Origin of the sequence: Sphingomonas sp. 67-41, from assembly GCF_001899725.1 — a bacterium.
In the GTDB taxonomy this organism is placed as follows: Bacteria; Pseudomonadota; Alphaproteobacteria; order Sphingomonadales; family Sphingomonadaceae; genus Sphingomonas; species Sphingomonas leidyi.
In genome coordinates, this window is record NZ_MKWJ01000004.1 from 15,803 (window position 1) to 40,637 (window position 24,835).

At 66.0% G+C, this 24,835-nt stretch carries 26 protein-coding genes; 15 read left to right on the top strand and 11 right to left on the bottom strand.

Translation table 11 applies throughout. The features are described 5' to 3' along the window. Positions 1-30 precede the first annotated feature (30 nt). Together BGP17_RS01935 and BGP17_RS01940 are read right to left on the bottom strand one after the other, a co-directional pair. Positions 31-450, bottom strand: a complete 420-nt coding sequence (locus tag BGP17_RS01935) for a hypothetical protein (protein WP_286710818.1) — start codon at positions 448-450, stop codon at positions 31-33. Further along, positions 447-1,916: a CsgG/HfaB family protein gene (locus BGP17_RS01940; RefSeq protein ID WP_286710819.1), complete on the bottom strand. Its 1,470-nt coding sequence runs from the start codon at positions 1,914-1,916 to the stop codon at positions 447-449. Before BGP17_RS01940 ends, BGP17_RS01935 begins: the two co-directional genes overlap by 4 nt. 401 nt (positions 1,917-2,317) lie before the next feature. On the opposite strand from BGP17_RS01940, the gene BGP17_RS01945 reads away from it, so the two are divergent. From BGP17_RS01945 to BGP17_RS02000, 12 genes are all read left to right on the top strand, one after another. Beyond that, positions 2,318-2,695: a VOC family protein gene (locus BGP17_RS01945; RefSeq protein WP_286710820.1), complete on the top strand. Its 378-nt coding sequence runs from the start codon at positions 2,318-2,320 to the stop codon at positions 2,693-2,695. A gap of 58 nt (positions 2,696-2,753) precedes the next feature. Beyond that, positions 2,754-3,266, top strand: coding sequence for a nuclear transport factor 2 family protein (locus BGP17_RS01950; RefSeq protein ID WP_286710821.1), 513 nt, complete (start codon positions 2,754-2,756; stop codon positions 3,264-3,266). A gap of 48 nt (positions 3,267-3,314) precedes the next feature. Further along, entirely contained in the window at positions 3,315-4,001 is a 687-nt protein-coding gene (locus BGP17_RS01955; protein WP_286710822.1) for a LuxR C-terminal-related transcriptional regulator, read from the top strand. A 183-nt stretch (positions 4,002-4,184) separates the two neighbouring features. Further along, complete coding sequence (locus BGP17_RS01960) at positions 4,185-5,438, top strand: MFS transporter (RefSeq protein ID WP_286710823.1); 1,254 nt, start codon at positions 4,185-4,187, stop codon at positions 5,436-5,438. 5 nt (positions 5,439-5,443) lie between these two features. Beyond that, positions 5,444-6,499 carry a sugar phosphate isomerase/epimerase family protein gene (locus BGP17_RS01965; protein WP_380926302.1) on the top strand — a complete coding sequence of 352 codons (1,056 nt, stop codon included), beginning with the start codon at positions 5,444-5,446 and terminating at the stop codon, positions 6,497-6,499. A gap of 32 nt (positions 6,500-6,531) precedes the next feature. Further along, the gene (locus tag BGP17_RS01970; protein ID WP_286710825.1) at positions 6,532-7,680 is read left to right on the top strand and encodes a Gfo/Idh/MocA family protein; all 1,149 of its coding nucleotides are present in this window, start codon (positions 6,532-6,534) and stop codon (positions 7,678-7,680) included. After that, positions 7,677-8,066 (top strand): c-type cytochrome, encoded by a 390-nt coding sequence (locus BGP17_RS01975; RefSeq protein WP_286710826.1) that lies wholly within the window; start codon positions 7,677-7,679, stop codon positions 8,064-8,066. Before BGP17_RS01970 ends, BGP17_RS01975 begins: the two co-directional genes overlap by 4 nt. Then, entirely contained in the window at positions 8,063-9,001 is a 939-nt protein-coding gene (locus BGP17_RS01980; RefSeq protein WP_286710827.1) for a hydroxypyruvate isomerase family protein, read from the top strand. The genes BGP17_RS01975 and BGP17_RS01980 overlap by 4 nt, the downstream gene beginning before the upstream one ends. Continuing rightward, positions 8,998-9,819, top strand: a complete 822-nt coding sequence (locus tag BGP17_RS01985) for a 3-keto-disaccharide hydrolase (RefSeq protein ID WP_243857169.1) — start codon at positions 8,998-9,000, stop codon at positions 9,817-9,819. The genes BGP17_RS01980 and BGP17_RS01985 overlap by 4 nt, the downstream gene beginning before the upstream one ends. Continuing rightward, complete coding sequence (locus BGP17_RS01990; protein ID WP_167299272.1) at positions 9,816-10,385, top strand: gluconate 2-dehydrogenase subunit 3 family protein; 570 nt, start codon at positions 9,816-9,818, stop codon at positions 10,383-10,385. Before BGP17_RS01985 ends, BGP17_RS01990 begins: the two co-directional genes overlap by 4 nt. Next, the gene (locus BGP17_RS01995; protein ID WP_286710828.1) at positions 10,382-11,227 is read left to right on the top strand and encodes a sugar phosphate isomerase/epimerase family protein; all 846 of its coding nucleotides are present in this window, start codon (positions 10,382-10,384) and stop codon (positions 11,225-11,227) included. Before BGP17_RS01990 ends, BGP17_RS01995 begins: the two co-directional genes overlap by 4 nt. Positions 11,228-11,248: 21 nt before the next feature. Further along, positions 11,249-12,925 (top strand): GMC oxidoreductase, encoded by a 1,677-nt coding sequence (locus BGP17_RS02000; RefSeq protein ID WP_167299270.1) that lies wholly within the window; start codon positions 11,249-11,251, stop codon positions 12,923-12,925. A gap of 19 nt (positions 12,926-12,944) precedes the next feature. On the opposite strand, the gene BGP17_RS02005 is transcribed toward BGP17_RS02000, so the two are convergent. Beyond that, positions 12,945-13,586, bottom strand: coding sequence for a class I SAM-dependent methyltransferase (locus tag BGP17_RS02005; RefSeq protein WP_286710829.1), 642 nt, complete (start codon positions 13,584-13,586; stop codon positions 12,945-12,947). A 329-nt stretch (positions 13,587-13,915) separates the two neighbouring features. Here BGP17_RS02005 and BGP17_RS02010 point away from each other — a divergent pair, with 329 nt between their 5' ends. After that, positions 13,916-14,515 (top strand): hypothetical protein, encoded by a 600-nt coding sequence (locus BGP17_RS02010; protein ID WP_286710830.1) that lies wholly within the window; start codon positions 13,916-13,918, stop codon positions 14,513-14,515. 78 nt (positions 14,516-14,593) lie between these two features. Here BGP17_RS02010 and BGP17_RS02015 read toward each other — a convergent pair whose 3' ends face one another. After that, on the bottom strand, positions 14,594-15,997 hold the full coding sequence (locus BGP17_RS02015) for an aminotransferase-like domain-containing protein (RefSeq protein ID WP_286710831.1): 1,404 nt from the start codon (positions 15,995-15,997) through the stop codon (positions 14,594-14,596). Between the two features lie 121 nt (positions 15,998-16,118). On the opposite strand from BGP17_RS02015, the gene BGP17_RS02020 reads away from it, so the two are divergent. Next, complete coding sequence (locus BGP17_RS02020; RefSeq protein WP_167299267.1) at positions 16,119-16,979, top strand: DMT family transporter; 861 nt, start codon at positions 16,119-16,121, stop codon at positions 16,977-16,979. 66 nt (positions 16,980-17,045) lie between these two features. Here the strand turns inward: BGP17_RS02020 and BGP17_RS02025 are convergent, their stop codons facing one another. Genes BGP17_RS02025 through fucP form a run of 6 tightly spaced genes read right to left on the bottom strand, consistent with a single transcriptional unit; the run spans position 17,046 to position 22,125 of the window. After that, positions 17,046-17,885: a fumarylacetoacetate hydrolase family protein gene (locus BGP17_RS02025; protein WP_167299266.1), complete on the bottom strand. Its 840-nt coding sequence runs from the start codon at positions 17,883-17,885 to the stop codon at positions 17,046-17,048. Positions 17,886-17,910: 25 nt separating this feature from the next. Next, on the bottom strand, positions 17,911-18,648 hold the full coding sequence (locus BGP17_RS02030; RefSeq protein ID WP_286710832.1) for an SDR family oxidoreductase: 738 nt from the start codon (positions 18,646-18,648) through the stop codon (positions 17,911-17,913). A gap of 11 nt (positions 18,649-18,659) precedes the next feature. Beyond that, positions 18,660-19,484, bottom strand: a complete 825-nt coding sequence (locus BGP17_RS02035) for an amidohydrolase family protein (protein ID WP_286710833.1) — start codon at positions 19,482-19,484, stop codon at positions 18,660-18,662. Further along, positions 19,485-20,510: an aldo/keto reductase gene (locus BGP17_RS02040; RefSeq protein WP_286710834.1), complete on the bottom strand. Its 1,026-nt coding sequence runs from the start codon at positions 20,508-20,510 to the stop codon at positions 19,485-19,487. After that, on the bottom strand, positions 20,507-20,845 hold the full coding sequence (locus BGP17_RS02045) for an L-rhamnose mutarotase (protein ID WP_167299262.1): 339 nt from the start codon (positions 20,843-20,845) through the stop codon (positions 20,507-20,509). Before BGP17_RS02045 ends, BGP17_RS02040 begins: the two co-directional genes overlap by 4 nt. After that, the gene (fucP, locus tag BGP17_RS02050) at positions 20,842-22,125 is read right to left on the bottom strand and encodes an L-fucose:H+ symporter permease (RefSeq protein ID WP_286710835.1); all 1,284 of its coding nucleotides are present in this window, start codon (positions 22,123-22,125) and stop codon (positions 20,842-20,844) included. Before fucP ends, BGP17_RS02045 begins: the two co-directional genes overlap by 4 nt. Before the next feature lie 98 nt (positions 22,126-22,223). On the opposite strand from fucP, the gene lldD reads away from it, so the two are divergent. Next, positions 22,224-23,360: an FMN-dependent L-lactate dehydrogenase LldD gene (gene lldD, locus BGP17_RS02055; RefSeq protein ID WP_286710836.1), complete on the top strand. Its 1,137-nt coding sequence runs from the start codon at positions 22,224-22,226 to the stop codon at positions 23,358-23,360. A 34-nt stretch (positions 23,361-23,394) separates the two neighbouring features. Here the strand turns inward: lldD and BGP17_RS02060 are convergent, their stop codons facing one another. Beyond that, entirely contained in the window at positions 23,395-24,690 is a 1,296-nt protein-coding gene (locus BGP17_RS02060; protein ID WP_286710837.1) for an L-fuconate dehydratase, read from the bottom strand. Between the last annotated feature and the right edge of the window lie 145 nt (positions 24,691-24,835).

The window sequence follows — 24,835 nt, forward strand, 5'->3', positions numbered from 1 at the left end:
GCGTATCATGTGTTTTCGGAATGATCGTCCCTATCGTCCGTCGAAGATAACTGAACCGATGGCCGCCACGGCCACGCTCTGCAGCACCAGAAGGATTGCCTGTGTGCTCTCGAACAGCGAGTAGGCGGTTATTCCTAAGGCGTTCAGCGCAGGCTGGAAGATGATGAAGGAGATCATCAGGAAAATCTGGAATGCACTGATCGCCACGGACCAACGGAACTTCCACTGGTTTACAGGGTGCTCGCGCCACTTCTTGCTTGGCTCGGAAAAGGCCGCCGCGAGCAATATCGATAGTACGGGCGTGTATTGGCCAAGCAGCCAGTTGAGCGCGATCTGACCATCGCCGCCATAGCGCCCGCCCAGGATTTGCAGGCAGACGCATAGAGTCGCGAAGCATGCAGCGACGAGCCACAGGATGAAGAGGTGCCGAACCGCTTTCTCTCGGTTCATTGGAAACCCAGAAATCTCGAGTGGAGCGAAAAGGGAAAGGCACCGTCATTATCGGCTATCAATTCAGCCGACTTCGAATTGGTGACGACAAACTCGTAAACCAGCATCCAGACCTTGAGGGTAGACGGCGCGGGCCGCCGAGAAGTTTCGCCGCTCAGAACCACACCACCGCTATCGCGCCAACGCTCGAGATCGACCTGCTTTGCGAGATAGGCGTTCGGCTTTGGATCTTGATCAGAGACAATGAACAGGAGAACTCGAAACCGACCGGTGTCCCCGCGCAACAGCTGATCGACATACTCCAGGAAGCCACCAGGCGGTGGGGTCTTTAGCGTCCAGCGCTTGGCGTGTGGTTTCCCTTCCGCATCGAGGCGCTCGATATCAGTCGTGATCCCGAAGCCGTTGGGGGTGCGCACGCCGAAATAGTGCAATCTTGTATAGCCCTTGCGCGCTAGCAAGGCCTTGATCTGCGCACCATATTCGCCGAGGAGCGCCCCGCGCCCGAAACTGCGCGTGACCTCTCCCATGCTTGACGGGCGAGGTGGTGGCCAGGGCAGGAACGGTTCTTCGGAATTCGATGCATTGTCCATGCCCGGCGCAAGCTTCGTACTCAGGACCCATCCGATCCTGTCGCTCTGGTCGGCGACTTCCCACCAAAGTCCACTCGCTCTGCGCGTCGGGTAGACGACTGAACCTGCCGACAATGTGCCGATCACTTTTCCTGTCGCGGACGGAACAGTTCTCATTGCCACCGGCGCCTGCGCGACGAAAACCGTAGACCCTGTGGCACCGACGGCTCCCTTCGTGCCCGGTTCGGTGAGCTTGAGCTCGATGACCATCTTGGCATAGGCCTGGATGAAGGACAGCGTCACGATCCGGCCGATATCGGTATTCTCATAGCCGCCGCCGACCGTACCCGCCGCGCCGCCGAAGAAGCGGGCGCCGGCACCGAACCCGATGTCGTTCTTGGCGGCATAGCCGTCCTGCACCGCGATCGTCTCGGCCGTGCGGACGTTGGTGAGCGAGAGCACGGTGTTCGCCTCGAGCTTGCGCGACTTGATGCCGCCGAGCAGCCCGCCGACCAGACCGCCCACGATGCCGCCCACGGCATTGCCGCTGGCATTGCGGTTGGCGCTCTGTACCTCGGCGACGAGCACATAATCGGCCGCCTTGATCTGGCCCTGGCCGACATTCGCGCGACGCCGCAGGCCGAGATTGCCGCCGATCGCGCGCTCGCGCGAAGCGGTCTCCAGGCCGGAGCCGCGATCGACGAGGTTGAAGCATCCGGAGCGCTGCACCAGCACCTTCAGCAACTTGGCGGGCGGGGCGAGCTGATACTGGGTCCAGCCGCTAGGATCGTCGCCGTCGACGATGGTGATCGTTCCGTGCTTGCTTGCGCAACGCGGGACGTCCTGGATCGCCTGCTTCATCGCGTGCAGCGCGGCTTCGCTACGGCGCGCCTTCAATGGAGCTTCCTGCGTGGGCACGGGCGAAACGGAGACAGGAGTGGCTGTAGATGGAACCGCGGAAAGGTCCGACGAGGAAGTCGGCTCGGAGGCGGAGGCAGCCGGTGGCGAGGGAATGCCTGTCGACTGCACCGCATTAGCGGACGCGCAGCCTCCAAGTCCTAGCACTAATGCTAGTAAATCGATGTTCTTCGCGACTCTCACGGATTGCCCCCAGCAAGATCCCCGGAAGCGTATGCCGCACATGTCGTAAAGTCGAGCGCCATCGAAAGACGGTGGCCGAGGCTATTATCAGCGGATGACTCAAGGAACATCGGAACGGGTAGGGAAAATACGGCTGCGACCGGCTATCTGTTCCACCGTGCTAGTGCCTGTCAGTGTGGGAGGATCAAATGGAATCGTTGCTGATCGGGCCGGTCGGCCAGATCTCGCGTCGCGTCGGCGATATCGCTGCGGCCCGCCATTGGTATGGCGACGTGCTCGGCCTGGAACACCTCTATTCGTTCGGCGACATCGCCTTCTTCGACTGTGGCGGCGTTCGCCTGTTCCTCACGCAGGAAGGCGACGGTGCCGAAGGCGAATCCGTCATTTACTTCACGGTGAGCGACATCCGGCTCGCCCATTGCGCGCTTGAATCCGCCGGCATCGAGTTTTCGGCCGCGCCGCATCTGATCCATCGGCACCAGGACGGTACGGAGGAGTGGATGGCCTTCTTCAAGGACAATGAAGACCGCACGCTCGCGATCCTCTCGCGCGTGGCGGGCGAGCCAGCTTCCTGACATGCGCGTGCCGCATCCCAGCCACACGAGAACGGGCGGGCGGAACGGGCTGCGGGGCATGCTGTTGCGCGTCGCGCTCCTTGCAACGGCCATCTCGACAGTCTCCGGCCAGGCCGCCGCGACGTCATCCGATGCGCGATGCCCCCATGCCGCGACCGCGGGACCTGCAGTCGAGGCGATCCGGGCGCTGGAACTGCGCGGCGCCCGCGCGAATGTCGATGGCTGGTCGATCGAGGAGGCGCGCAGCTTCTTTGCGCCCGATTTCGTATCGATCCAGCCCGACGGAAGCGTCACGCGGCTCGACAAGGTGCTGACGGCCTTTGCCGACGGCCGCAATGCCGGCTTCGCACGAAGCTTCGACATCACCGAGCTGGAGATCCGCGTCTATGGCTGCAATGCCGCCATCGTGATCGGGGCCGCGGATATCCGCGCGCGGGCGGCACCGCCCGATGCCCCGGCATGGCGCGTTCGCTTTCTCAACATATGGCGTCGCGATGGGGAGCGCTGGCGCCTCACCGCCAACCAGTTCGCCCGTATCCCTCCCGACCCGTACCAGGATCTGGAACCTTGATCGTCGGCGGGGAGTGAAATTCGGGCATCGCGCCGATAGGTTGCGGGAATGACCGACCATCGGCCCCGAGGACGCCCCGCGCATCCCGACATATTGACGCCGGGCGAATGGCGCGTCGCCAAGGCCGCACGCTTCGGCATGACCAACCGCCAGATCGCCGAGCGGTTCGAAATCGGTGTCGAGGCGGTCAAGTTTCACATCGCGAACATCCTGCTCAAGCTCGAGATGGCGCGAAGGCAGGATCTGCTGGACTGGCCGGGCATGCCGGCAGATGCACAAACGCCCAGGGAGGCCGGGATGCGAGAACCAATGGCTGAGGGATCGGGCACGGGATCGAAGGCGTTGCCTCTTGTCCCGCCCGGATTCACGCGCGTGTTTCCCTATCTGTTTGTCGAGAATGCCAGGGCGTATCTCGGCTTTCTCGAGGAGGGGCTGGACGGCGAGATCATCGACATTCACGCCGCGCGCGACGGCACCGTGCTCAATGCGCATGTTCGCTTCGGCGACACCACCATCATGGTGAGCGAGGCCGCAAGGGGCCGTGCCGTCACCTACATGACCCTGTACCTCTACGTCGCCGATGCCGATGCCGCGATGGCACGCGGGCTCGCCGCCGGCGGGACCGAGGTCAGCCCGGTGGGCTTCCGCCCCTATGGCGAGCGCCAGGGTGGCCTTGGCGATCCGTCGGGCAATGTCTGGTGGCTCTCCCAGCGGCTCGCGCCCGGCGGCTATTAGCCAATGCGGCCTGGCCGGGGGAGGGACGCCGATGGCAGGGATGCGATCGATGCCCGGCTCGCCGCGCTCGATGCGCGAACCGGCGCGCCCTGCCGCGATTTCGGCGTGTAATCCTTTACACAGACTTTTGACCTGCGTAGCCTGGGCGCAGGCAGGAAGACTGCGGCAAGGGGAGAGGGGCGCATGGCCAGCTTGGGCAAGGATGCGCTGGATGCGTCGCGGCGTCCGGCATCGGGCATGCTGATGGGGCGCCTGAGCGCGCTCATGTTCATGCAGTTCTTCGTCTGGGGCGCCTGGAACGTTACGCTTGGCCTGGTGATGCAGACCGTCGGGATCGGCAGCCTCATCGCCAATGCCTTTTCGGTAGGGCCGATCGCGTCGATCGCCGGATCCTTCCTGCTCGGCATGGCCGCGACTCGTTATCTGAGTCCCAGGGCGCTGATGGTAGCGCTTCATCTGGTCGGCGGTGCGATCCTGCTGGCGATGCCGTTGCTGGTGACGCCGGAAACCGGCGGCACCTTCGTCTGGCTGCTGCTCGGCTATATGATCCTCTACATGCCGACGGTCGGCCTCGCGAACACGATCGCGCTGAAGAGCTTCGGCGAGCGTGCGGACCGGTTTCCCTTCGTCCGCGCGTTCGGCACGCTGGGCTGGATCGTCGCGGGCCTGATCATCGGCTGGATGGGCCTGTCGGCCAGCCCGGAGATATTCCGCGTTGCCGCCATCGTCTCCATCGCGCTCGGCCTCTACAGCCTGACCCTGCCGAACGTCGAGCCCGACGCGCCGCGCGATGCGGGGCTGGTACGTCAAGTGCTGTGCGTCGAAGCGTTCGGCCTGATGCGGCAGCGATCCTATCTGATCTTCATCCTCGCGGCGACGCTGATCTCGGTCCCGCTGGCAATGTACTACGCCTATGCCTCGGCCTATCTTGGTGCGGCGGGCATCGAGAATGTCGGCGGTACGATGGCCATCGGGCAGATGTCCGAGCTGGTCTTCATGTTCTCCATGCCCTGGCTCTATCGCCGGTTCGGTGTGAAGCCGCTGCTGCTGGTCGGCATGGCGGCCTGGGCCCTGCGCTACGCGTTGTTCGCGATCGGTGACGGCGGCGGCTCGCTCTGGGCCATCTATCTCGGCGTGGCGCTGCACGGCGTGTGCTACGACTTCTTCTTCGTTGCCGGCGCGATCTATACCGGCACCATCGCCTCGCCCAAGGGCGTCAACGCCCAGGCGCAGGGCATGCTGACGCTGTTCACCTATGGCGTCGGCATGCTGCTCGGCTCGCAGATCGGCGGGCTGCTCTATGCGCAGTTGCCGGCGGCGCAGACCATCGCCGACTGGCAGCACATGTGGTGGTATCCGGCGATCGCGGCTGCCGTCATCGCCGTGCTGTTCCAGCTCTTCTTCCAGGACGACAGCCGAGGGGAGGCCGCGGCGTGAGCGGGATGCAAGGGCCGGCGATCTTCCTCGCCCAGTTCCTGGGCGATACGGCGCCGTTCGATACGCTGGACGGGTTGGCGAAATGGGCGGGGGATCTCGGCTATGCCGGAATCCAGATTCCCTGCGATCCGCGGCTGATCGACCTGCACCTGGCTGCCGAGAGCAAGGCCTATTGCGACGACCTGCGCGGCGGGCTCGCCCGGTTCGGTGTGGAGCCGACCGAGCTTTCGACACACCTGCAGGGGCAGCTCGTCGCGGTCCATCCAGCCTATGACTCGCTCTTCGACGGGTTCGCGCCGGCCGAGCTGCGCGGCAAGCCGGCGGAGCGCCAGGCCTGGGCGGTCGAGCAGGTCAAGCTCGCGGCAAGGGCAAGCGCCAATCTCGGGCTGGGCGCGCATGCGACCTTTTCGGGCGCGCTGGCCTGGCCCTATGTCTATCCCTGGCCGCAGCGGCCGGCGGGGCTGGTCGAGGAAGCGTTTGCCGAGCTTGCGCGGCGCTGGAGGCCGATCCTCGATGTGTTCGAGGAAGCGGGGGTCGACTGCGCCTTTGAGATCCATCCGGGCGAGGATATCCATGACGGTGCGACCTGGGAGCGATTCCTCGAGGCGGTCGGCAATCATCCCCGCGCGCGCATCCTGTTCGATCCGTCGCACTATGTATTGCAGCAGCTCGACTATCTCGACTTCATCGACCGCTATCATGACCGCATCGCATGCTTCCATGTGAAGGATGCCGAGTTCAACCCGACCGGGCGGACGGGCGTCTATGGCGGTTATGAGAGCTGGGTGAACCGCGCCGGCCGCTTCCGCTCGCTGGGCGACGGACAGGTCGATTTCGTCGGCATCTTCAGCAAGCTGGCGCAATATGGCTATGCGGGCTGGGCCGTGCTCGAATGGGAATGCGCGCTCAAGCGATCCGAGGACGGCGCGCGCGAAGGCGCGCCCTTCATTCGCGATCACATCATTCGCGTGACCGAGCGTCCGTTCGACGATTTCGCGGCGAGCGGTGTCGATCGGGACGCGATCCGCGCGCTGCTGGGGCTTTCACCGCGGCAGGACTGAATTCGAACTCGTCGGTTGGGAATAGGCGTTTCATGGCTCGGCACGCGCTTCGACTTGGCATGGTGGGTGGCGGGGAAGGCGCCTTTATCGGCGCGGTCCACCGGATGGCCGCGGCGCTTGACGGCGATTGGCGACTGGTCGCCGGAGCCTTCAGCACGGACGAAGGGCGCAGTGCGCGGACCGGCGAGGCACTGGGGCTCGACCCGCGGCGCGTCTACGCATCGATCGCGGCGATGATCGCGCGGGAACGCGCGCTGCCTGCCGGGGAGCGCATGGATGCGCTGGCGATCGTGACGCCCAACCATCTCCACGCGCCGATGGCGATCGCCGCGCTCGATGCCGGTTTCCATGTCTTCTGCGAGAAGCCGATGGCGATGAGCGTCGCGGAAGCCCAGGCCATCGGCGAAGCCGCCGGGAGGAGCGGGTGCCGCTTCGCGCTGGCCTTCACCTATAGCGGCTATCCGCTCGTCGAGGAGGCGCGCGTCAGGATCGCGCGGGGCGATCTGGGCGCGATCCGGCTCGTCCAGGTCGAGTATCTGCAAGGCTGGCTCAGCCTGCCCATCGACGGCGATGGCAACAAGCAGGCCGAATGGCGGACGGATCCGGCGCGCGCCGGGCCTGGCGGATGTCTTGGCGATATCGGCACGCATGCCTTCCAGCTTGCCGAGCATGTCTCCGGATTGCGGGTGGAGGCGGTGTGTGCCGATCTCGCCACCCATGTGCCGGGCCGCCGGCTCGACGACGATGTCGGCGCCCTGCTGCGTTTCGCGGGCGGGGCGCGTGGCCTGCTCAAGGCCAGCCAGGTGGCGGCGGGCGAGGAGAATGGACTGAAGCTGCGCATCCATGGCGAGCGCGGCGGCATCGAATGGGCGCAGATGGAGCCCAATACGCTGATCCTGCGCTGGCTCGACCGCCCGACCGAGATCCTGCGTGCCGGCGGGCCGGGGCTGGACGTGCGCACGATGCGTCTGCTGCGCACCCCGTCCGGCCATCCCGAAGGCTATGTCGAGGCTTTCGCCAACCTGTATCGCGCCTTTGCCGCGGCGATCCGTGGCGACGAGGATCGCTGGTTTCCCGGTGTTGCCGATGGGCTGCGCACGATGCGGTTCATCGAGGCGGTAGTCGCCAATGCGGCATCGGACCGGAAATGGACAAGGATTGATCCGGGAGAGAAAGAATGAAGCTTCTCGTGTGCCTGGGAGCGGGAAGCGTCGCTGCAGCGGCGCTGACGATCGCGAGCGTTCCCACCGTCGCGCAGACCGCGGCCGCCACGCCGCCGCCTGCATTCAATGCCTGCCGCGCCTGCCATACCGTCGAGAAGGGCGGCAAGAACGGCGTTGGGCCCAATCTCCATGGCGTGGTGGGGCGGATGGCCGGTACCGGGCCCGACTTCAACTATTCGCCGGCGATGAAGAACTCGAAGCTGCGCTGGGACGAGAAGACGCTCGACGAGTATCTCGCCGCGCCGGGCAAGAAGATCCCCGGATCGCGCATGCCCATCGGCATGACCGATCCGGTGAAGCGCGCGGCGATCATCGCATATCTCAAGGCCGGGAGCGGCAAGTGACCGGTGCCGTCACCCGCAGGACGGTGCTCGCCACAGGCGCGGCGGGCGCGGCCTCATCGGCGATGGCGATGACCGGGGGCAGGGGCGGCCAGGGCTCGAACGCGGCGCGCTTCTCGCTCGGCTTTGCGCCGCACGAGGGCAGCTTCGCCAGTCGTGGCGGGCTGATCGAGCAGATCGCCTATGCCGCCGATCAGGGTTTCACCGCCTGGGAGGACAATGAGGCGCGCGGCCGCCCGATTGCCGAGCAGGAGAAGATGGCGAGGGCGCTGTCCCGGCGCGGCATGAAGATGGGCGTGTTCGTCGCCAGCATGCCGAAATGGGCGCAGTCGCGGCCGCTGCTCGGCGCAAATGACGATGTCGAGCGCGAGGCGTTCCTGGCGGACATCCGCACGTCGATCGAGGTCGCCAAGCGCCTCGACGCCACGCGCATGACCGTGGTCACGGGCTTCATGGATCCGAAGGTGCCGGTCGATATCCAGACCGCCCGTGTCATCGACGTGATGCGCCGGGCCGGCGACATCGTCGTGCCGCACGGGATCGCGATGGTGATGGAACCGCTGAACACGCGGACCAATCATCCGGGCGTGTACATGCAGACGGTCGCGCAGGGCTATGCCGTCGCGCGGGGCGTGAACAGCCCGGCCGTGAAAATCCTGGCGGATCTCTATCACGAGCAGATCCAGTCGGGGAATCTGATCCCGACGCTCGAGATGTGCTGGAACGAGGTCGGCTATATCCAGTTCGGCGACAATCCCGGCCGCAACGAGCCGGGGACCGGCGAAATCAACTATGCCTCAATCGTCCGCTGGCTCCGCTCCCGGCGCTATGCCGGCGTGATCGGCATGGAGCATGGCAATTCGCTGCCGGGCCGGGCGGGTGAGGATCGCCTGATCGCAGCCTATCGCCAAATCGATCGACAAGGAGGGGACGTATGACGCGTATGCGCTTGGCGGGATGCCTTGCGGCGGGGCTGGTCGCGATGACGGGGGTGCTGGCCTTTGCCCAGGAGAAGCCCGGCTTCAGGGATACACCGATGCTGCCGGACGGCAAATGGCGGGTCCATGACGCCGACCGGCCGGCGCCGGCGGTGACCACGCCGGCCGCGATGCCGGGCGGGGCGCCTTCCGATGCGGTCGTGCTCGCGGCCGACGCATGGCAGGCCGAAGCCGCGCCCTGGCACGTCGAGAATGGCGTGATGACGGTTCCGGCCCGGGCACAGGGCGCCAGGGAGAGCAATCTCGTCTCGCGCCAAGGCTTTGGCGACGTCCAGCTTCACCTCGAGTTCCGCGCGCCCAACCCGCCGTCGGGCACGTCGCAGGACCGGGGCAACAGCGGCGTCTGGTTCATGCAGCGCTACGAGGTCCAGATCCTCGACGGCTATCGGAACCCGACCTATGCCGACGGGACGGTGGGGGCCGTCTATGGCTGGAAGCCGCCGCTGGTGAACGCCGCGCGCAAGCCCGGCGCGTGGCAGAGCTACGACATCCTGTTCGAGCGTCCGCGCTTCGCGGCGGACGGGAAGCTGCTGCGTCCCGCCTATGTCACGGTTCTGCTGAACGGCGTGCTGGTGCAGAACCATCAGGCGCTGCTGGGCACCACGGTCTGGCGCAAGGTCGCCGGCTATCAGGCGCATGGCGACGCGGCGCCGCTGCTGTTGCAGGATCATGGTTCGCCGGTTTCGTTCCGCAACATCTGGGTGCGCCCATTGCCCGAGGCCGCGATCGCGCAGGACCTTCCGGGAGAGGCGAAATGATCGATCGCCGGACGGCGCTCGCCGGGGTCGTAGGCATGTTCGGCGCGGCGGCGTTCGCGCCGCTCGCCCGCGCCGCCCGTGCGGGCAGAGGGTCGAACGTGCCCGCGATCAGCGAAGGGCCGCCGAGCGTAGCGGTGTTCACGCCGCCCCAGCGCGCACTGATGACCGCGCTCAGCGAGCGTGTCCTTCCCACGACCGACACGCCGGGAGCGATCGCGGCGGGCGTGCCCGCCTTTATCGAGAAGCTGCTCGCCGACTGGGCGAAGCCGGCAGACCGGGTTCCGATCCTGGCCGGGCTCGACGCGATCGAGGCGCGGAGCCTGCAGGACTATGCGGTCGCGGGCGCACAGGCGACCGCGGAGCAGCAGGATGCGCTCCTGACCCTTGCGATGAACGGCCAGCTGCCATTGGGCAAGGCCTTTTTCGAAGCGTTCCGGCAGCTCGTCATCGCCGGCTACTACACGTCCGAGATCGGCATCACCCAGGAGCGCGAATATCTGCCGGTGCCGGGCGAGTATGACGGCGCCTTCCCCTATTCCCAGGTCAACAAGGTGTATTCCGCATGATCGTCAGCCGTAGAAACCTGCTCGCGGGCGCCGGCGGTGTCGCCGCGCTTTCCCTTGCCGACGCCATGATCGCACCGGCATCCGCCGCGCAGATCGAGGCGATCGGGCTCCAACTCTACACGGTCCGCGACATCTTCGCGAAGGATCCGGTCGGCACGCTCGAGCAAGTCGCGCGCATCGGCTATCGCGAAGTGGAATTCGGCGGCGGCGGCTATGACGCCATGGATCACGCGCTGTTGCGCGGGACGATGGACCGGCTCGGCCTGAAGGCCCCGTCGCTCCATATCGGCTATGACGCGCTGCTCGGGCAGTTCGACCGATCCGTGACGATGGCGAAGGCGCTTGGCGCCGACACGGTCGTGCTGCCCTATATGACCGACGAGCACCGCACCGAGCAGGGCTGGCGGGCGGCGCTGCCGAACTTCAATCGCTTCGCCGCGGAGCTGAAGAAGGCCGGGCTCGGCTTCGCCTATCACAATCACGATTTCGAGTTCACGAACCGGCCCGGCGGCACCAGCCTGTACGATCGCTTCCTCGGAGAGACCGACGCCGCGCTCGTGAAGGTCGAACTCGATCTCTATTGGGCGGCGCATGCCGGCGAGGATCCGGCGTCGCTGATCGATCGGCTGTCGCAGCGGCTCTACGCCTATCACGTCAAGGACATGCGCGCGGATCGCAGCATGGCCGCGGTGGGGCAGGGCACCATCGATTTCGCCGGGCTCTTCAAGCGGAAGGGAAGTGCCGGCGTCCGGCACTTCTATGTCGAGAATGATCGGGCGCCCGCGCCCTATATTCCCGACATCACGACAAGCTACCAGGCGCTGCACGCGCTGCGTTTCTGACCGGACGGAGAGGGGGGAATCATGGTAGCGACCAACAGGTTCGACGCGATCGTCATCGGATCGGGAGTGAGCGGCGGGTTCGCCGCCAAGGAACTCACCGAAAAGGGGCTGCGCGTTCTCATGCTCGATCGCGGCGTGATGGTCGAACATGGCGAAGGCTATGCCTATGACGGCAAGCCGGCCTATGAGATTCCGGCGCGCAACATGATGCCCGCGGGCCTGCTCGAGAGCGATTATTTCATCGCGAAGCACGGCTATGTTTCGCCGAGCAACCGAGCCTTCTACAACGACGATCGGCTGAATCCCTATGCCTTTGACGAAGGCAGCAAGTTCTACTGGATCCGGCCCGGCGCAGTGGGCGGCAAGTCGCTGATCTGGGGGCGCTGGAGCTTCCGCTGGAGCCCCGCGGACTTCGAGGCGAACAAGCGCGAAGGGATCGATGGGGACTGGCCGATCCGTTATGACGACCTTGCGCCCTGGTACAGCTATGTCGAGAAATATATCGGCGTGTCGGGCTCGCGCGAGAACCTGCCCTATCTGCCGGACAGCGAATTCCAGCCGCCGATGCCGATGAACATCGCCGAGAAATGGCTCAAGCAGCGGCTCGAGACGCAGTTTCCCGGCCGCAAGCTCATCCATACGCGCCTGTCCAACCTGACCGAGGACAAGCCGGACCAGAACCGGACGAAGTGCCAGTTCCGCAACCAGTGCGGCAACGGATGCTCGTTCGGCGCCTATTTCTCGACCCAGGCAGTGACGCTGCCGGCCGCGCGCGCGACCGGTCGGCTGACCTTGCGCGCGGATGCGGTGGTGACCAACCTCGAATATGACGCCGCGAAGAAGCGCGTGACGGGGGTCCGGTTCATCGATGCGAAGACCGGAAAGGCGGAAGTGGTCGATGCCGGGCTGGTGTTCCTCTGCGCGTCGGCGATGGCCTCGAACCAGATCCTGCTGAATTCACGCCCGGCCGGCAACGGGCGCAGCCATTTCGATGCCAGCGGGACGCTCGGCAAATATGTGATGGACCATATCTTCCGGGTGTCGATCGACGGCGACATACCGGGGATGGAGGAGTTCATCGAATATGGCCGCCGGCCCGGGGGCGTCTACATTCCCCGTTTCCGCAATCTCGATGGTGACGAGGGGGCGGGCTTCAAGCGGGGCTATGGCTATCAGGGCAGCGCCCGGCGCGACCCGGCGCCGCCGGTCGGCTTCGGCGCGTCGATGAAGCACGGGATGCGCAAATATGGCGGCTGGAAGTTCGGCATGGGCGCGTTCGGCGAATGCCTTCCCTATGAAGACAATCGCGTGTCGCTGCATCCGGACAAGGTCGATCGCTTCGGTGTGCCCCTGATGCGCTTCGACGTGCGATTCCGCGAGAACGAGCTGCGGATGATGTCCGATGCGCGCATGCAGGGCGAAGCGATGCTCAGGGCCGCGGGCCTGGCCAATGTCAGGAGCTATGAAGACGAGCATGTGCCCGGCGACGCCATCCACGAAATGGGCGGCGCGCGCATGGGCGCGGACCCTCGTTCCTCCGTCCTGAACAAATGGAGCCAGGCGCATGATGCCGCCAACCTGTTCGTCACCGACGGCGCGCAGATGGCATCCGTCTCCTGCGTGAACCCGTCTCTCACCTTCATGGCGCTGACGGCGCGGGCTGCAGACCATGCAGTCAAGCAGTTCCGGAGCGGCTGACGGCAGGCGCCGCCGCCCGTCATTTCCTCCGCGCCACGATATAGGGGCGATTGTCGTTGCCCCTTGTCGCATGGTTCTCGGTGACGAGAATGTCGAAGCCTGCGGCACTTATGTGCCGGCTCAGTTCCTCTGCGCGAAATACACCCGCATAGGGCGCCTTTCCGATTGCGCGCATGGCCGGCAGGGCAAGCCGAATGAGCGGGTTCATGTCTCCGACGCACGGGGTCTTCGAAATGAACAGGCCTTCGGGCACGAGCAGGGCGTGGATGTCGCGCAAGGTCCCAGGCAGGTCGCGGACCATATGGAGATAGTTGAAGCCGAGAACCTCGTCGAACCGCACGGCACCGGATGCGAGCGCTTCCGCGGTCGTGGGGCGGAAGACAAGGGCCGGGACAGGGGCAGCGGCGGCGGCATGTTTCCCGCTGGCGATCGCGATCATTTCCGCGGAAATATCCGTCGCAAGATAGTCTTGCACCGCGCCCGCGAGCAGGAGTGCCGTCGTTCCCGTTCCGCAGCCCAGCTCCAGCACGCTGTCACGCGGCCTCAACAGGGAGCGGGTCCGCTCCAGCGTCCGCTCATAGCCGGCCTGGTCCGCGATCGGACTTCCGGCGTATTTCCGTGCGGCCCGATCCCAGAAACGGGCGTCGCTCGCGATGCTCATGATGGCAGCTCCTCAGATCCCGACATTGCCGCATTCGGCATAGAAGGGGCAGGAGACGAAACCATGTCGGTGCGAAACGAGCCCGGCGGGGACGAGCGGCCATCGGCGGCGATTGGTCGCCAGCTCGGGAATTCGCGGCATTTCGTGCGGGCGGCGACAACAGGCTGCCCAAAGAGATCATCGTATCTTCGAGCGCCGGAGCCGGCTTGCCTAGCTTCGATTCCTTGCCCTAACCATGCTTGGGGAATCCGCCAAGGCGGCCATCATCGCCGGACCCTAGTCGAACCGGTGGACCGCCATGATGGGGCTGGCCATCAGGGAGCCGGCGGATGTCTCGTACCGTGTTGCTGCACGCTTTTCTGGTTCTGGCGGCCTTTCCCGTCCCCGCATGGGGCGATGTCCCGTCCCCGCCGCAAGCGACCCCCGCGCAGGAGACAGGGTTGCCCTATATGGGGAGCCCCGCTCCGGCAGAGCTGCAGGTGCTGACGCCGCTGCTGGGGGACTGGAGCATTGCCACGCGCGTGCAATCCGCCGAGTCCCCGGGACAGGAGCTTCGCTTTGCCGGGCAGGCCAGGGCGCGGCTGGCCTATAACGGCCAGTTCATCCAGCTCGACGGCAGTGCCTCGAACGGCAAGGAGCGGGAGGAATATGTCGTGCTGTACCGGTATGACTCCACCCAGCGCGTCTACCGGCGCTGGTATTTCTCGTCGATCGGCCTTGTCAGCGAGTTCGTGGGCCGTTGGGACGGCACGGCGAAGACGATGACCTGGACGCTGCTCAACCCTGGCCCGGGCCGTACGGGCGTGTTGACCGATACGCTTGGCCCGGACGGTTTCTCGACGGACGTCGTCTACAAGGACGATGCCGGCAAGGTCACGCGCCATGCAGTGCTCACCGCGGCGCGCATGGGATCCCCGGCGCCGAACTGATCCGCATGCGCCACCGGCCCATGCGGGGTGGTCGCGAAGCGTCGTCGGTCCAGCGGCGCTCCTGCCTGCGCAGCCAGCCTAGCGCGCGGCCGCCATGGCGATGCGAAGCGCCTCATAGACTCGGTCGCCCTCCATTTGCGCGACATTGAAGCGGAGGAACGGGGCCGCGGATTGCGAGATGCTGAATACATTGCCGGGAGCGAGTATCACGCCCTCGTCCATGCAGCGGCGGGCGATATCGGCGGAGTCCAGCCCGTCGGGCAGGCGGCACCACAGGTAGAAGCCACCCCTTGGCATGGTCCATGGAACGATGCCCAGGCTCGCCAGGCGCTGGGCCGCCTGATCGCGCGAACGCGCGAGGCGCTGCCGCAACTCACCGATATGCTTGCGATAGCTTCCGCCCGCGAGGACATCCGCGAGCAATTCGGTTGCCATGGGGCTGGGGCCGCCGAAGCTCGTCGCTACCTGCAGGTCGACCAAGCCGTCGATCCAGTCGGCACGGGCCGCGACATAGCCGCAGCGCGCGGATGCGGAGAGCGTCTTCGAGAAACTGCCGATCCGGATGACGCGATCGAGCCCGTCGAGAACGGCGAGGCGAGGCGAGGGGGAGGGTTCGAATTCGACGAGGATATCGTCCTCGACGATCACCAGATCATGGGCGGCCGCGGCGCTCAGCAATCGATGCGCGGTCTGGGGCGACATGGTCGCGCCCGTCGGATTGTGCAGTGCGGAATTGGTGATGTAGAGCCGCGGCCGATATGCGTGCAGCGCCGCTTCGAATGCGGCGATATCCGGGCCCGACCGCATATGGGGGATGCCGACGATCTCGACCCGATGCGCGCGAAGCAGCGCCTGGAAATTGAAGTAACCGGGATCGTCGATCAGCACCGTATCGCCGGGATGCAGCAGGTAGCGGCAGATCAGATCGATCGCCTGGGTGCCGGATCCGGTCAGGAGCAGCTGGTTCGCGCCAGCTTCGATGCCTTCGTCGGCGAAGCGGCCGAGGAGGAGGCGGCGCAGCTTCAGCGATCCGCGCGTGCTGCCATAGTCGCACAATATGGAGGAATCGGAGCGGGCGAGTTCGCGTAGCCCGCGCCGGAGCGCCGCATTCGGCATCCATTCGGCGGGAAGCCAGCCGCATCCCGGCATCGCCATCGTCCCGTCGGCGTCCAGCGACTGGCGGGATACCCAGAACGGGTCCACCGCGCGGTCGCGCCGCGGCCCGATTTCGCCCACCGACAAGGGCGGCATGTTCGCGCCGGTTACATAGAAACCCGAACCCCGGCGCGCCCGGATGACTCCCTCCGCCGCCAGCCGGTCATAGGCTTCGACGACGGTGGATGGCGATACGCCCATCGTCTCGGCAAATGCCCGTACCGACGGCAGGCGATCGCCGGTCGCGAGCGCGCGGCTCGCAATCCTGGTGCGGATCGCATCCATCAGCTCTTCCGTGCGCGTGCCGATGCGCCGATGCGGTTTCAATGGCCTGGCTCATGCATGTGTATGGATCAATTCAACCATACGGTTTCTGTATATTGTAGGGCATTGTTGCTGTCGTGGCCAGTAGCGGCATCCTATTCCACGCGCCGAAAGCGAGGGAATGATGGAAAGAACTACCGCCGGCTGGGGAAGCGGACTGCTGGGCGTCGTCATCTTCAGCGGGTCCTTGCCGGCGACCCGCGTCGCGGTTGCCGAGTTCACGCCGCTGTTCGTGACTTCCGGCCGTGCGGCCATCGCGGCACTGCTGGGGGCGGCGTTCCTGCTGGGGCTTCGCCAGGACATGCCGGCGCGTGGAGACCTCCTGCCGCTTCTTATCGTCGCGATCGGCGTGGTCGTCGGCTTCCCGCTGCTGACCGGGTTCGCCCTGCAGCATATCACCGCGGCGCATTCGGTAGTGTTCATCGGCCTGCTGCCGCTGTCCACCGCCGTCTTCGGGGTTCTGCGGGGCGGCGAGCGGCCCAAGCCCATCTTCTGGATATTCTCCTCCATCGGCGCGGCGACGGTTGCGGGCTTCGCGCTCTATCATAGTGGTGGCGGTTCGATGGCTGGCGACCTGTTGATGGTCGCTGCGATCCTGTTGTGCGGGCTCGGCTATGCCGAAGGCGCGACGCTCTCGCGGCGCCTGGGCGGATGGCAGGTCATCAGCTGGGCGCTGCTCCTTTCGTTGCCCGTCATGGCGGTAATCGCGCTCGCCACCATGCCTGCGAGTTTCGCGGACATCGGCTGGCGCGCCTGGACGGGGTTCGCCTATGTCTCGGTGTTCTCGATGATGCTGGGCTTCGTGTTCTGGTATCGCGGCCTCGCGCTCGGCGGCATCGCGGGCGTCGGCCAGCTTCAGCTGATGCAGCCGTTTTTCGGCTTGCTGCTTGCGGGCCTGTTGCTCGGCGAGCCCGTTGCATGGACGATGGTCGCATCGACCGTGATCGTCATTCTCTGCGTGGCGGGTGCCAGGCGCTTCGCTTGAACGCGGCGGCAATCCCGGGCCGCGTCGAGAGGGACGGCGGCCCGGGATCGATCGCGCACATCGGAGCTAGGCGTCGACGACTTGCTGATGCTGCTCGCCCAGGCCCGCGATCCCCAGGGAGACCCTGTCGCCGCTGTTGAGCCAGACATTGGGGTTTTGCCCGAGGCCGACCCCCGGGGGCGTACCCGTGGTGACGATGTCGCCCGGCTGCAGGCTCATGAAACGGCTCAGATAGGACAGGATGAAAGCCGGCCGGAAGATCATCGTCGAAGTCGAGCCATTCTGGAATCGCTTCCCGTTGACTTCCAGCCACATGTGCAGGTTTCCGATGTCGCCAATCTCGTCCGGCGTCACCAGCCAGGGCCCGATCGGACCGAAGCTGTCACAGCCCTTCCCCTTGTCCCATTGCGAGGATTGCAGCTGGAAGGCGCGTTCGGAAACATCGTTGCAGACGAAATAGCCGGCGATCGCGGCCGCGGCTTCGGCCTCGTCGACATAGCGACAATCGCTTCCGACGACGAATGCCAGCTCGACTTCCCAATCGAGCTTGGTCGACCCCCTGGGCTTCAGGATCGGGTCGTTCGGTCCGGAAAGCGCGCTGGTCGCCTTCATGAACACGATCGGCTCGTCCGGAATCGCCGCGCCGGTTTCGGCGGCATGATCGGCATAGTTGAGCCCGATGCAGACGAACTTGCCCGGGCGCGCGACGCAGGCGCCCAGCCTCGCGGTTCCCTCGACCCGGGGGAGGCTTGCCGGATCGAGCGCGCGCAGCCGCGCCAGGCTTTCGGGCGTGACGGTGCTCCCATCGATGTCGGGGATAACGCCGCTCAGATCGCGGATATTGCCCGCGGCATCGAGAAGGCCCGGTTTCTCGCTGCCGATCGGGCCGAAACGCAGCAATTTCATACGCAAAGCTCCTTTGAACGCTTGATCAGTTGGTCCAGCCCCCATCGATCACATGGATCTGGCCCGTCGTGAACGCGGCTTCCGGCGAAGCCAGATAGAGCGCCAGGGCGGCGACTTCGGAAGCCAGGCCGAGCCTGGCCATCGGCTGGCGCGCGACGAAGGCGGCCAGCGCTGCATCATAGTCTCCCGTCGCGCGCAGGCGCTCGTGCAGGGACGGCGTTTCGATGGTGCCGGGACAGATCGCGTTGCACCGGATGCCGTGGCCGACAAAGTCGGCCGCGACCGCCTTGGTCAGGCCGATGACTCCGGCCTTGGTGACGCCATAGGCGAACCGATTGGGGACGCCCTTGATGGAACTGGCGACCGAGGACATGTTGAGGATGCTCCCGCCGCCGCGCGCGATCATTGCGGGCAATGTGGCGCGAACGATCCGATACATGCTCGCAAGGTTGAGGTCATGGGCCAGGGCCCAGTCATCCGGCGAGCAATCGAGGATCGTTCCGCTGGGCACCGTCCCCGCGCAATTGAACAGGATGTCGAGTGGGCCGGTACGCTCGAGCGCCTCGGCGATCGACGCCCCGTCGCGAACGTCCAGCTGCGCCGTCTCGCAGCCGGCAATGCCGGACAGGCTCGCCAGATTCACGTCCGTTGCCCAGACCATGGCCCCTTCGGCGGCGAAGCGTTCCGCGGTTGCCCGGCCGATGCCCTGTGCCGCCGCGGTCACGAGCGCGGTTTTCCCTGCCAGCCGGCCAGGCTTCGTCATCATTGCCTCCGTCAGATCTTGTAGATGCGTGCCGCGTTGGCACCGAGAATTGCCTTGCGCGCACCGCTGCCGAACGGGGCGAGCAGCGCGTGCGAGATGGCGAGCCAGTCCGCATAGGTGCCCGCCATGGTCAGGACCGGCCAGTCGCTCCCCCAGATCATCCGGCCGGCGCCGAACCGGCGCACGACATGGTCGAAGAATGGCGCGAGGGTGGTCGCGTCGGCGCCCGCGGGGGACTCGGTGAGCAGCCCCGAGAACTTGACCGCGACATTGGGGGCGTCGGCCAGGGCGGAGATCGCGTCCATCCACGCGCTGCCGGGCGCATCGCCGATTTGCGGTTTGCCGAAATGATCGAGCACGATCGAGAGATCAGGATGGCGCGCCGCGAGCACCCGGATCGCGGGCAGCTGTGCCGCGCGGACGAGCGCATCGAAGACAAGGCCGTGCCGTGCCATCGCCTGAAGGGCGGGCCGGATCCTGTCGTCCAATATCCATGCCGGGTCGCTCAGATCCTGCAGCATGGGACGCAAGCCAAGCAATTTCGGCGTTCCTGCCAGGGCGGCGATGCGGGCCGGGGCGTCGCCGGCCGCCATGTCGGTCCAGCCGACCACGCCCGCGATCCAGGGATGCAGCTCGGCATGGGCGAGCAGAAATTCGGTTTCCGCCGCGCTGGGAGCCGCCTGGACAAGGATCGCGGCGTCGATGCCATGCGCCGCCAGCAGGGGGGCGAATTCGTCCGGCTCATGATCCCGATAGAGGCTGCCGGCTGCCGGGGTCAGCCAGCCATAGTCGCCGCGTGCCGGCCGCCAGAGATGGAAGTGCGAATCGATGCGCATCTAGCGATCCGCCGGAACGGGCGCGTCTTCGGCGATCAGGCCGGCGTCGCGAAGGGCCAGCCAGAATTGCGACGGAATGCGAAGCCGGTGGAGCTGGATCGTCTCCTCGACCTGCGCGGGCGCTCCCAGGCCCAGGATCACGCTCGCGACGGCGGGATGGGCCAGCGGGAATTGCAGCGCCGCCGCCGCCAGCGGAACCTGAAAGTCCCGGCAATGGGCCTCGAGCCTGGCGACGCGCGCCACTATGTCCGCCGGCGCTTCGCCATAATCGTAGCGCAATTCCCCTCCCTGCATGGTGCCGGTTGCGAGAATGCCGGAATTATAGGCGCCGCCGATCACGACGGCGACCTGCCGATCGAGGCAGCGCGGCAGGAACTGGTCGAGGGCACCCTGCTCGAGCAAGGTGTAGCGGCCGGCCAGCAGCATCACGTCGCAGTCCGCCCGTGCAAGCGCGTCCAGACCGGCCTGCCACTCATTCGCCCCGATGCCGAAGCCCGCAATGGCCCCCTCGTCGCGCAGGCGCTGCAGCGCTTCGAAGCCGCGCCCCTTGGTCAACTGATCGAAATAATGCGCGTTGCGCGCGCCGTGCGTTCTCGCGCCGATGTCGTGGACGAAGAGCAGGTCGATCCTGGCCAGGCCCAGCCGCTGGAGGCTATCCTCATAGGAACGCAGAATGGAATCATATGTATAGTCATAATGACCGACAAAGGGCAGGGCGGAGCGGAAGCCCTGTCGTTCGGCGCTGCCCCGGAGCGTGGGATCCGCGCGCAGCAACCGCCCCACCTTGGTGGACAGCACGATGCCCGGCCGCTCGCGTAGCGCGTCGCCGGTCCGCCGCTCGCTCAGGCCATGGCCATAATGCGGTGCCGTATCGACATAGCGCATCCCCGCCTGGAGCGCGCACTCGAGCGTGGTCTTCGCCTGGAGATCGCTGATCGGATGATAGAGATTGCCAAGCGGGGCCGCGCCGAATCCGATCTCGCTGACTTCGATCCCCGCGCGGGGAATGGACCGGCGCGGAATCATGGCGCCGGCTGCTCGTCGAGCGCGAAGATCCGCGTCATCGGCAGCCATTTCGGGCCGTCGGGCAGGATGGGTCGCTGATAGGCGCTCATCTCGGCTTCCCACTGCGTCACGATCGGCTGGAGATCGGAATCGAGGGAAGCCAGGCCGGCCGGCGCGATTTCGGCGAGCATGACCAGGCGGTCTGCGGCGCGCCAGATCTCCATGTCGCGATATCCAAGCTGATGGATGGCGCGAATGACCTGCGGCCATACGGCGCCGGGCGCGTGACGCGCCTCATAGGCGGAGATCAGCTCCGGATCATTTTCCAGGTCGAGGACGAACAGGGCGCGCGTCATGCGGCGCGCCCTTCGCGAAGCCGCAGCAGGGCAAAGGCCAGTACGCCGACAAAGGCGAGCATCGGGACGAACATCATATGGTGGATGCCGCCGATGCCCTCGGAGACGATGCCCATGAGGGGCGGGAGCAGCGCGCCGCCGATGATCGCCATCACCAGAAACGCCGCCCCGCTCTCGGTTTCGTCGTCCAGCCCTTCGACGCCGAGCGCGAAGATCGTCGGGAACATGATCGACATGAAGAAGCTGGTGAGCCAGAGCGCGCCCACCGCGGGCATGCCGGTGGCGATCGCGGCGAAGCCGCACAGCATTATGTTCGCCGCGGCGTAGATCGCGAGCAGCCGCGCCGGCGCGATCCGCTTCTGCAGGAATGCGCCGCTGAAGCGGCCGATCATCAGCATGCCGAGGCTGCCGGAGAGCAGGAACGCAGCGGTGCGCTCGCTCAGGTGCGGGGCCTGTATCTTGGTGAAGTCGATGAAGAAGCTCCAGACGCCGACCTGGGCCCCCACATAGAGGAAGAGTGCCGCGATGGCCGCGAGCAGCCCGCGATGGCGGAGCACCGCGAACATGGAGCGGCCGTTGCCGGGCATTGCCTTGGCCCGGTCGAGGACCGGGAAGCGCGTGCAGGCGATCAGCAGGGCGAGAAGGCAGACCACCACGCCGATCGCGACATAGGGACCCTGCACCGCCGCCGCCGCCGCGGACCGCCATGCCGCGCGTTCGGCCGGTGCCATCGCGGCGATCTGGGCCTGGGTCCGTTCGTCCGTGGAGAAGATGAACAACCCGCCGACGATCGGGCCTATGATCGCGCCGACGCCGTAGAAGGACTGGGCCAGGTTCAGCCTCGCCGACGCCGTCTCCCGTGCGCCCAGGATCGTTATATAGGGGTTGGAGGCGGTTTCGAGAAAGGCGAGCCCGATCGCGATCACGTACAAGGCGGCGAGGAACAGGCCGAACATTTCGGTGGATGCCGCCGGGTAGAAGAGGAACGCGCCGCCCGCGTAACAGGCCAGGCCGATCAGGATCGTGTTCTTGTACCCCAGGCGGCGGATGAGCAGGCCGGCAGGAACGGCGGCGCAGAAATAGCCGATATAGAATGCGAACTGGATCAGGCTCGCTTCCGTGCGAGTGAGGTCCAGCGCCTTCTGGAACTGCCGGATGAGCACGTCGTTCAGTGCCGCCGCCAATGCCCAGGAGAAGAAAAGCGAAGTGACGAGCGCGAACGCGACCGCATAGCGGCGCTCGACTATCGGCGGTGCGGCAAGGAACGCGCGGCTGGCCATCTCAGATCTCCTCCCCCGAGGCAGAGCGGAATATGCTCTTTTAAATTTGCGTATTTAAAATACAAGTTCATAGAGAAAAACAATATCAGGATAACCCGATGATCGCGACTTCGACCGGTGACTTCCGCCTGGCGGCGCGGCGGCGGTTGCCGCGCTTCCTGTTCGACTATGTCGATGGCGGAGCCGGGGCGGAGGTGACGCTGCGGCGCAATGAGGCCGACCTGGAGGCCCTGGCAATTCGCCAGCGGGTGCTTCGCGACGTGCGGGAGATCGATCTGTCCTGCACGCTGTTCTCGCAACGGTTTTCGTTGCCGATCGTGCTGGGGCCGATCGGGTTGACGGGCATGTACGCACGTCGCGGCGAAGCGCAGGCCGCGCGCGCGGCCGCCGATCGAGACATAGGCTTTTGCCTCTCCACGGTTTCGGTTTGCGCTTTGGACGAGGTGGTTGCGGCATCGTCGAGACCGATCTGGTTCCAGCTCTATGTCATTCGGGACCGCGGCTTTATGCGGGACCTGCTTGCCCGCGCCAAGGCGCAAGGCGTGCGCGCACTGGTGTTCACGGTCGACATGCCCGTTCCCGGGATGCGGCGCCGGGATGCGCATAGCGGCCTGTCCGGATCCTGGGCGGGAATCCGGCGGCTCCTGCAGGCGGCCGGGCGCCCCGGCTGGGCGTGGGACGTCGGCATCCGTGGACGGCCGCATATCCTCGGCAACGTCGCCCCGGTGCTCGGCAAGGCGAGCGGACTGGAGGATTTCATGGGCTGGCTTGCCGCGAATTTCGACCCCGCCGTCGAGTGGCGGGACCTGGAATGGATTCGCGAGGCCTGGGATGGCCCCTTGATCGTCAAGGGCATATTGGACCCCGAAGATGCAAGGGACGCCGTACGGTTCGGGGCCGATGGCGTCGTCGTCTCCAACCATGGCGGGCGGCAGCTCGATGGCGCCCTATCGACTGCGCGGGCGTTGCCGTCCGTGGCGGAAGCGGTCGGGGATCGGCTGGCCGTCCTGGCCGATTCCGGCATACGGTCCGGCGCCGATGTCGTGCGCATGCTCGCGCTGGGCGCGCGCGGGGTCCTGCTGGGGCGCCCCTGGGCCTATGCGCTGGCCGCTGCGGGCGAAGCGGGGGTGGCGCGCCTGCTCGACCTCTTCGCGGCGGAGATGCGCACCACATTGGCACTGGCGGGCGCACGCACGATCGCGGACGTCGATATGTCGCTGCTGGACCTGCGCTAGAGGCGCGACGGGCGGATCCCGCCTCGCCCCGCGTTCAGGCCGCTTGCCCGCGACCCGGCGCATACCGGTAGCGCGTGAGCGTTTCCGGCTTCATCTCGATCGAGAAGCCCGGCCTCTCGGGAGGCATATAGGCTGCCGAACGGATCACGCAGGGATCGATGAAATGCTCGTGCAGATGATCGACATATTCGATCACGCGGCCATCGCGCGTGCCGGCGAAGCAGAGATAGTCGATCATCGCCAGATGCTGGACATATTCGCACAGGCCGACGCCGCCCGCATGCGGCCATACGGGCAAGTCGTACTTCGCGGCCATCAGGAGGACGGCCAGGACTTCATTGACACCGCCCAGGCGACAGGCGTCGATCTGCACCACGTCGATGGCGTAGCTCATGATGAACTGCTTGAAGAGAATGCGATTCTGGCACATCTCGCCCGTCGCGACCTTGATGGGCGCGATGCCGGCACGAATATGGACGTGCCCCAGCACATCGTCGGGGCTGGTCGGCTCCTCGATGAACAGGGGCTTGGCAAAGGCCAGGGCATTGACCCAGTCGATCGCCTGCTCGACTTCCCAGACCTGATTGGCGTCGATCATCAGCACGCCCTCGGGCCCCAGAACGTCGCGCGCGATCGCGACGCGCCGCACATCGTCCGCCTGGTCGACGCCGACCTTCAGCTTGATGTGGCGGAAGCCCGCGTCGACGGCCTCCTGCGCCAGGCGGCGCAGCTTCTCGTCGTCATAGCCCAGCCAGCCGGCGGATGTGGTGTAGCAGGGATAGCCCTCGGCCCGGAGCAGCCCGATGCGCTTCTCCTTGTCGGCGGCGCGGGCTTCGAGGAGGGCGAGTGCCTCTTCCGGCGTGATGCAATCGGTTATGTATCGGAAGTCGATCGCCCGGACGAGCTCGGCCGGCGACATGTCCGCGACCAGGCGCCATACCGGCTTGCCTTCCGCCTTGGCCCAGAGATCCCAGACCGCGTTCACGATCGCGCCCGTCGCGAGATGGATGGCGCCCTTGTCGGGGCCGATCCACCGCAGCTGGCTGTCCCCGGTGATGTGCCGCCAGAAAGCCGCAGGGTCGGCGCGGATCGCATCGAGCGACTGGCCGACCACCAGGGGGCGCAGCGCTTCGATTGCCGCGACGCAAATCTCGTTGCCGCGGCCGATAGTGAAGGTGAGGCCCTGCCCGGAGAGGTCCGGCACGTCCGTTTCCAGGATCACATAGGCCGCGGAATAGTCGGGATCCGGATTCATCGCATCCGAGCCGTCCAGGGAAAGGCTGGTAGGAAATCTGATGTCCAGCACGCGCAGGCCGGTGATCACGGTCATTGGTTGGCTTTCTCCGTGACAGGGGAGATCATATGTCGAGCACGAAGCCTTTCATATTGGGCCACGGTAATTTTGTATATGGAAATATGATTTCTAGATAAAATTACGCCGCTTAAGGCCTTGATACCCGGGCTGGCGGGGCATC

What these genes read in the sequence shown, in the direction of transcription:
- BGP17_RS01970 (WP_286710825.1), top strand. Translation starts at nt 6,532, where the DNA reads ATGGCTCGGCACGCGCTTCGACTTGGCATGGTGGGTGGCGGGGAAGGC.
- BGP17_RS01985 (WP_243857169.1), top strand. Translation starts at nt 8,998, where the DNA reads ATGACGCGTATGCGCTTGGCGGGATGCCTTGCGGCGGGGCTGGTCGCG.
- BGP17_RS02030 (WP_286710832.1), bottom strand. Translation starts at nt 18,648, where the DNA reads ATGACGAAGCCTGGCCGGCTGGCAGGGAAAACCGCGCTCGTGACCGCG.
- BGP17_RS02010 (WP_286710830.1), top strand. Translation starts at nt 13,916, where the DNA reads ATGTCTCGTACCGTGTTGCTGCACGCTTTTCTGGTTCTGGCGGCCTTT.
- BGP17_RS02045 (WP_167299262.1), bottom strand. Translation starts at nt 20,845, where the DNA reads ATGACGCGCGCCCTGTTCGTCCTCGACCTGGAAAATGATCCGGAGCTG.
- BGP17_RS01950 (WP_286710821.1), top strand. Translation starts at nt 2,754, where the DNA reads ATGCTGTTGCGCGTCGCGCTCCTTGCAACGGCCATCTCGACAGTCTCC.
- lldD (WP_286710836.1), top strand. Translation starts at nt 22,224, where the DNA reads ATGATCGCGACTTCGACCGGTGACTTCCGCCTGGCGGCGCGGCGGCGG.
- BGP17_RS01935 (WP_286710818.1), bottom strand. Translation starts at nt 450, where the DNA reads ATGAACCGAGAGAAAGCGGTTCGGCACCTCTTCATCCTGTGGCTCGTC.
- BGP17_RS01995 (WP_286710828.1), top strand. Translation starts at nt 10,382, where the DNA reads ATGATCGTCAGCCGTAGAAACCTGCTCGCGGGCGCCGGCGGTGTCGCC.
- BGP17_RS01975 (WP_286710826.1), top strand. Translation starts at nt 7,677, where the DNA reads ATGAAGCTTCTCGTGTGCCTGGGAGCGGGAAGCGTCGCTGCAGCGGCG.
- BGP17_RS01955 (WP_286710822.1), top strand. Translation starts at nt 3,315, where the DNA reads ATGACCGACCATCGGCCCCGAGGACGCCCCGCGCATCCCGACATATTG.
- BGP17_RS02060 (WP_286710837.1), bottom strand. Translation starts at nt 24,690, where the DNA reads ATGACCGTGATCACCGGCCTGCGCGTGCTGGACATCAGATTTCCTACC.
- BGP17_RS02020 (WP_167299267.1), top strand. Translation starts at nt 16,119, where the DNA reads ATGGAAAGAACTACCGCCGGCTGGGGAAGCGGACTGCTGGGCGTCGTC.
- BGP17_RS02025 (WP_167299266.1), bottom strand. Translation starts at nt 17,885, where the DNA reads ATGAAATTGCTGCGTTTCGGCCCGATCGGCAGCGAGAAACCGGGCCTT.
- BGP17_RS02035 (WP_286710833.1), bottom strand. Translation starts at nt 19,484, where the DNA reads ATGCGCATCGATTCGCACTTCCATCTCTGGCGGCCGGCACGCGGCGAC.
- fucP (WP_286710835.1), bottom strand. Translation starts at nt 22,125, where the DNA reads ATGGCCAGCCGCGCGTTCCTTGCCGCACCGCCGATAGTCGAGCGCCGC.
- BGP17_RS01960 (WP_286710823.1), top strand. Translation starts at nt 4,185, where the DNA reads ATGGCCAGCTTGGGCAAGGATGCGCTGGATGCGTCGCGGCGTCCGGCA.
- BGP17_RS01965 (WP_380926302.1), top strand. Translation starts at nt 5,444, where the DNA reads ATGCAAGGGCCGGCGATCTTCCTCGCCCAGTTCCTGGGCGATACGGCG.
- BGP17_RS01990 (WP_167299272.1), top strand. Translation starts at nt 9,816, where the DNA reads ATGATCGATCGCCGGACGGCGCTCGCCGGGGTCGTAGGCATGTTCGGC.
- BGP17_RS02040 (WP_286710834.1), bottom strand. Translation starts at nt 20,510, where the DNA reads ATGATTCCGCGCCGGTCCATTCCCCGCGCGGGGATCGAAGTCAGCGAG.
- BGP17_RS02000 (WP_167299270.1), top strand. Translation starts at nt 11,249, where the DNA reads ATGGTAGCGACCAACAGGTTCGACGCGATCGTCATCGGATCGGGAGTG.
- BGP17_RS02005 (WP_286710829.1), bottom strand. Translation starts at nt 13,586, where the DNA reads ATGAGCATCGCGAGCGACGCCCGTTTCTGGGATCGGGCCGCACGGAAA.